This is a genomic window from Corynebacterium sp. MSK310 (assembly GCF_030227355.1).
Taxonomy (GTDB): Bacteria; Actinomycetota; Actinomycetes; order Mycobacteriales; family Mycobacteriaceae; genus Corynebacterium; species Corynebacterium rhinophilum.
This window is the reverse complement of the sequence record NZ_JASPFZ010000033.1, coordinates 1-3831: the sequence shown is the minus strand read 5'-3', so window position 1 is coordinate 3831 and position 3831 is coordinate 1. Positions and strand designations below refer to the sequence as shown.

2 rRNA genes are annotated in these 3831 nt (G+C 51.9%); both read left to right on the top strand.

The window, feature by feature from the left end:
* Positions 1-468 precede the first annotated feature (468 nt).
* A 23S ribosomal RNA gene (locus QP891_RS11545) occupies positions 469-3541 on the top strand.
* Positions 3542-3701: 160 nt separating this feature from the next.
* Positions 3702-3819, top strand: a 5S ribosomal RNA gene (rrf, locus tag QP891_RS11540).
* Positions 3820-3831 lie beyond the last annotated feature (12 nt).

Genomic DNA, 3831 nt, shown 5'->3' with positions numbered 1-3831 from the left:
TGTGGGTTGCCCACATAGTTTGTGTGGGTTGGTGGTTGAGTGGGCGAGTGTTCTGCTGCCACCGATTGTTTGGAAATTCCGGGTAGGAGACACACCTTAATCGACAGTATCAAGTGTTTGAATGGTGCTTTGTGACATGCGTAAAAGTGTCCATGCAGTACAAAAATAATGTTGTGAATAAGTTGTTGGTGCATTGTTGGGTGTCTGGGGCATTATCCCCTTATTGTGTGCCTGACTGGTTGATGAGTGTCACCGTGGTGGTGGTGTTTGTTGCTGGTTCGGGGTGTTGTGTGAGAACTGTATAGTGGACGCGAGCATCTGCATGATGCCACTTACACGTTGTGTTTGTGGTGTTTGTGTGTGTGATGTGATTTTTCTTTTTGTTTATTTTGTCAAGTTCACTTGTTGCTACCGCACGTGGGCTGCGTGACCTTTTGTTGGTTGTGTGGTTTGTGTGTGGTGGTTGGTGTGTTCGTTATTTAGGGCGCATGGTGGATGCCTTGGCATGCTGAGCCGATGAAGGACGTGTAAGGCTGCGTTAAGCCTCGGGGAGTTGTCAATAAAGCGTTGATCCGAGGATGTCCGAATGGGGAAACCTGGCCCTGGTTATGTGGGGTTACCCTTCAGTGAATTCATAGCTGTTGTGGGGGTTACGCGGGGAAGTGAAACATCTCAGTACCCGTAGGAGGAGAAAATAATAATGATTCTGCTAGTAGTGGCGAACGAACGTGGATGAGGCTAAACCGTGTGCATGTGATACCTGGTAGGGGTTGTGTGTGCGGTGTTGTGGGGCTCAATTGTGTGTCATCTACCAGTGGCACGCCCTGTGCATTGTTGTTAGGTGAAGTGGTTTGGAATGATCTACCGGAGTAGGTGAGAGTCCTGTAGCTGAAGATGATGATGTGGGGGTTGTTGGGTTCCCGAGTAGCAACGGGCTCGTGGAATCTGTTGTGAATCTGCCGGGACCACCCGGTAAGCCTAAATACTCAGTGTGACCGATAGTGGATAGTACCGTGAGGGAATGGTGAAAAGTACCCCGGGAGGGGAGTGAAATAGTTCCTGAAACCATGTGCTTACAATCCGTCAGAGCACTTTTTTGTGTGATGGCGTGCCTTTTGAAGAATGAGCCTGCGAGTCAGCGGCATGTCGCGAGGTTAACCCGTGTGGGGTAGCCGTAGGGAAACCGAATCCTAATGGGGTGATAAGTGGCATGTCCTGGACCCGAAGCGGGGTGATCTACCCATGGCCAGTGTGAAGCAGCTGTAAGAGGTTGTGGAGGCGCGAACCCACGTAGGTTGAAAACTGCGGGGATGAGCTGTGGGTAGGGGTGAAAGGCCAATCAAACTCCGTGATAGCTGGTTCTCCCCGAAATGCATTTAGGTGCAGCGTCGCATTAGCTTGGTGGAGGTAGAGCGACTGGTTGGTTGAGCGGGACTACAATCTTAGCAATGTCAGCCAAACTCCGAATGCCATCAATTGTGTTGTGCGGCAGTGAGACTGTGGGGGATAAGCTTCATAGTCGAGAGGGAAACAGCCCAGATCGCCGGTTAAGGCCCCTAAGGGTGTACTAAGTGGAAAAGGATGTGGGATCGCGAAGACAGCCAGGAGGTTGGCTTAGAAGCAGCCATCCTTGAAAGAGTGCGTAATAGCTCACTGGTCGAGTGGTTCTGCGCCGACAATGTAGTGGGGCTCAAGTACACCGCCGAAGCCGCGGCAAGCAACATTTTTTGTTGTTTGGGTAGGGGAGCGTCGTGCATGGGTGGAAGCGTTACCGTGAGGAGGCGTGGACTGTGTGCGAGTGAGAATGCAGGCATGAGTAACGAATTGTAAGGTGAGAATCCTTACCGCCGGATGACTAAGGGTTCCTGGGTCAAGTTCGTCTTCCCAGGGTGAGTCGGGACCTAAGGCGAGGCCGACAGGCGTAGTCGATGGATAACCAGTTGATATTCTGGTACCCGTACATGTGCGCCCATGATGAAGCACTGATACTAACCACTGCGGATACGCTACTTAGCATTCTTTGAGTGTTGGTGGTGTTGATGTCGTGGGGCCTGATGTGTGGTTCAAGTGATGGGGTGACGCAGTGAGGTAGCCGCGCCACTTAGTGGATTGGTGGTGTAAGCGTGTAGGCCGTGTGGTAGGTAAATCCGCTACACATTAAGGTTGAGGCGTGATGCGTAGACCCTTTCGGGTTGATGGTGGTGATCCTGTACTGTCGAGAAAAGCCTCTAGCGAGTGCGTGTATGGCCCGTACCCTAAACCGACACAGGTGGTCAGGTTGAAGATACTAAGGCGTTCGGGTGAACTGTGGTTAAGGAATTCGGCAAAATGCCCCCGTAACTTCGGGAGAAGGGGGGCCCTGTGACGTGAAGGCATTTACTGCCGGAGTGTTGTGGGGTCGCAGAGAATAGAGGGAAGCGACTGTTTATCAAAAACACAGGTCCATGCGAAGACGTTAAGTTGATGTATATGGACTGACGCCTGCCCGGTGCTGGAAGGTTAAGAGGACCGGTTAGTAACTTTTTTGGTTGCGAAGCTGAGAATTTAAGCCCCAGTAAACGGCGGTGGTAACTATAACCATCCTAAGGTAGCGAAATTCCTTGTCGGGTAAGTTCCGACCTGCACGAATGGCGTAACGACTTCTCTGCTGTCTCGACCACAGGCCCGGTGAAATTGCATTACGAGTAAAGATGCTCGTTACGCGCGGCAGGACGAAAAGACCCCGGGACCTTCACTATAGCTTGGTATTGGTGTTTGGTTCGGTTTGTGTAGGATAGGTGGGAGACTGTGAAATCATCACGCTAGTGGTGGTGGAGTCGTTGTTGAAATACCACTCTGATCGGATTGAGCATCTAACCTTGGCCCATGATCTGGGTTGGGGACAGTGCCTGGTGGGTAGTTTAACTGGGGCGGTTGCCTCCCAAAATGTAACGGAGGCGCCCAAAGGTTCCCTCAGCCTGGTTGGCAATCAGGTGGTGAGTGTAAGTGCACAAGGGGGCTTGACTGTGAGACAGACATGTCGAGCAGGGACGAAAGTCGGGACTAGTGATCCGGCACCTACTTGTGGATGTGGTGTCGCTCAACGGATAAAAGGTACCCCGGGGATAACAGGCTGATCTTCCCCAAGAGTCCATATCGACGGGATGGTTTGGCACCTCGATGTCGGCTCGTCGCATCCTGGGGCTGGAGTAGGTCCCAAGGGTTGGGCTGTTCGCCCATTAAAGCGGCACGCGAGCTGGGTTCAGAACGTCGTGAGACAGTTCGGTCTCTATCCGCCGCGCGCGTTGAAACTTGAAGAAGGCTGTCCCTAGTACGAGAGGACCGGGACGGACGTACCTCTAGTGTGCCAGTTATCCCGCCAGGGGTAGTGCTGGTTGGCTACGTACGGAAGGGATAACCGCTGAAAGCATCTAAGCGGGAAGCCTGTTTTAAGATGAGGTTTCTTTTGAGGTCCCCTAAAGACTATGGGGTAGATAGGCCAGACTTGGAAGCACTGTAAGGTGTGAAGGCTACTGGTACTAATTGACCAAAACAAACACACCACAAATAACCCCCGAACACCATGTGGTTTAAGGGAAGTTGAAGAGTGTTCTTGTTTAGCGAGTAAACAAACAAAATGTACACATTCCGTGTGTCGCGTCCACTATGCAGTATCTGACACAACACCCACACAACTTGGTGGGTAGTGTTCTGATAGGTTTGTCGGTGGTTAATAGCTACAGGGAAACGCCCGGTCCCATTCCGAACCCGGAAGCTAAGCCTGTACACGCTGATGGTACTGCAACCGGGAGGTTGTGGGAGAGTAAGTCACCGCCGACACCAAACAACAAA